Annotated in this window: 2 protein-coding genes; both read right to left on the bottom strand. The window is 70.7% G+C overall.

From position 1 onward, the window contains the following. Window positions 1-714, bottom strand: a 714-nt coding sequence (locus WA805_RS31330) for a DNA polymerase domain-containing protein (RefSeq protein ID WP_425244143.1), incomplete at its 3' end; no start/stop codon positions are given. Beyond that, window positions 714-2,141 carry a non-homologous end-joining DNA ligase gene (gene ligD, locus WA805_RS31325; RefSeq protein WP_425244142.1) on the bottom strand — a complete coding sequence of 476 codons (1,428 nt, stop codon included), beginning with the start codon at window positions 2,139-2,141 and terminating at the stop codon, window positions 714-716. The genes ligD and WA805_RS31330, both read right to left, overlap by 1 nt. Window positions 2,142-2,277: the final 136 nt, after the last annotated feature.

Genomic DNA, 2,277 nt, shown 5'->3' with positions numbered 1-2,277 from the left:
GGTGGTCTTGGAGCCGTTGTTCTGGCTCCAGTCGATGAGCACCTTGCCCTCGCGCAGCGACCTGGTCATCCGGGACACCACCTGGCCGGGGTGCTCCTCTTCCATCCGCTCGGCCAGCGCCTTCGCCCGCGCGCTGGCCTGCTCGGCCGTCAGGCCGCTGATCGCCGCGTACAGCTGCAGGCCCTTGCCGCCCGAGGTCTTGGGCAGCGGCCGCAGGCCCTCGTCCTCGAGCAGCGGGCGGAGTTCCTCCGCCACCCGGCAGCAGTCCACCACCGTGGCGGGCAGCCCGGGGTCGAGGTCGAAGACGAGCAAATCCGGTTCCCTGCCGGGAAACCGCCACATCGGGACGTGCAGCTCGAGGCCGGCCAGGTTGGCCGCCCAGATCAGCGCCGCCAGGTCATCGATGACCAGGTAGCTGACCGGGGCGCCCGGCTCCCGAGACCGCGAGCTGCGCGACTCCACGTCCTCGGTTCGGATCCAGTCCGGCCGGTGGGCGGGCGCGTGCTTGGCGAAGAACGACTCGGCGTCGACGCCTTCCGGGTAGCGCTTGAGCGTCATCGGCCGGCCAGCGATGTGCGGCAGCAGCACGGCGGAGATCCGCTGGTAGTAGTCGAGCACCTCGGCCTTGGTGAACCCGTCCGCCGGGTACAGCACCTTCGTCAGGTTGCTCAGCGTCAGGGTGTGGCCGTCGATCTGCACCGCAACTTTGTCCACTACGTCTCCCTGACGACGTCGGCGGGGTCCTTGTCGTCCCGCAGCCCGTGATAGACGGGGGCGCGCAAGCGCCCCTCCCGCGTCCAGCGGTCGAACGCCACCTCGGCCACCAGCCGAGGCTCCACCCAGACGCTGTTCCTGGCGTCCTCGGCAGGCACCGGCTCGGCGAACGGGCTGTCCTTGCGGCGCAGCGACTCCAGCTTGCGGCTCAGCATACGCAGCGTGGCGTCGGAGAACCCGGTGCCCACGTGCCCGCAGTACACCAGGCCCCGCTCGCCCTGCACGCCGACGAGCAGCGAGCCGATCAGCCCGGTCCTGTTGCCCTTGCCCGGCTTCCAGCCCGCCACGACGACCTCCTGGCGGAGCTGGTTCTTGACCTTCAGCCAGCTGCCCGTCCTGGCGCCCGGCTCGTACCTGGAGTCGAGCCGCTTCGCCACCACGCCTTCGAGACCGTTCGCCGCGGAGGCGGTGAGCACGTCGTCCAGGTCCTCGCCGGGGAAATTGGGCGGGGAGAGCCAGTTGCTCCCGTTCGGGAAAAAGGAATTGAGCAGCGCATGCCGCTCTGAGTAGGGAAGCCCGGTGAGCGACCGCCCGTCCAGTTGCAGCACGTCGAACGCGAGATACGTGACGGGCGTGAGCTGCGCCAGCCGGACGGCCTGCGCGGCCGAGGAGACGTGCATCCGCGGCTGCAGCGCCTCGAAGTCGGGCCGGCCGTCGCTGAAGGCGACGATCTCGCCGTCCAGCAGCGCCTGCTTGTGGCCGGCCGCGCGGGCCATCCCGGCCAGTTCCGGGTAGGTAGCGGTGATGTCCTTGCCGGTCCGCGAGCCGAGCCGGAGCCGGCCGTTCTCGATGAACGCGAGCGCGCGGACGCCGTCCCACTTCATCTCCACCGCCCACTCCTCCAGGCCGCGGTCGGGCGGCTTGCCGATGGTGGCGAGCATCGGCGCCATCCGGGCAGGCAGCGGGAGCCGCTCGCGGTGGATCATCCAGTTCTTGTCGTCCTTGCCGCCGGTCGCGAACAGCACGTAGCCGCCGTGCAGCCGCTCGCCGTGCAGGATGACCTTGACCTCGCGGTCGGCCCACTTCAGCACCTCGTAGGTGCCGTGATCCCAGATGGTGACGGCGCCGCCGCCGTACTCGCCGCGCGGGATCTGGCCGTGGAAAGTCGCGTACTCCAGCGGGTGGTCCTCGGTGTGCACGGCCAGGTGGTTCTGCGCCGGGTCGTCGGGGACGCCCTTCGGCAGTGCCCAGGAGACGAGCACCCCGCCGCGTTCCAGCCGGAAATCCCAGTGCAGCCGGCGCGCGTGGTGCTCTTGCACCACGAAGATGCCCGCCTGCCCGCCTGTCCCGTCGGGTTCCCCCTCAGGGACAGGCTCAGGCGTGCGCGCCGGGTCACGCTTGCCCCGGTATTCCGCCAGCCGGTCCACTCCTGGTGGGTACCCCGGCCGGGGGCGGATCTACCAGCGGTGGTGCGTGGCGTACGACGAGTTCTGGATGGTATCGGTGTTCTCGGGCCGCTCGTACACCGACTGGACCGCGACGCGGCCAGGGCCGGTGAGCCGG

This window comes from Trebonia sp., assembly GCF_049794275.1.
In the GTDB taxonomy this organism is placed as follows: Bacteria; Actinomycetota; Actinomycetes; order Streptosporangiales; family Streptosporangiaceae; genus Trebonia.
Note: the sequence above shows the minus strand (reverse complement) of the source record. Positions and strands in the feature narration are given on the sequence as shown.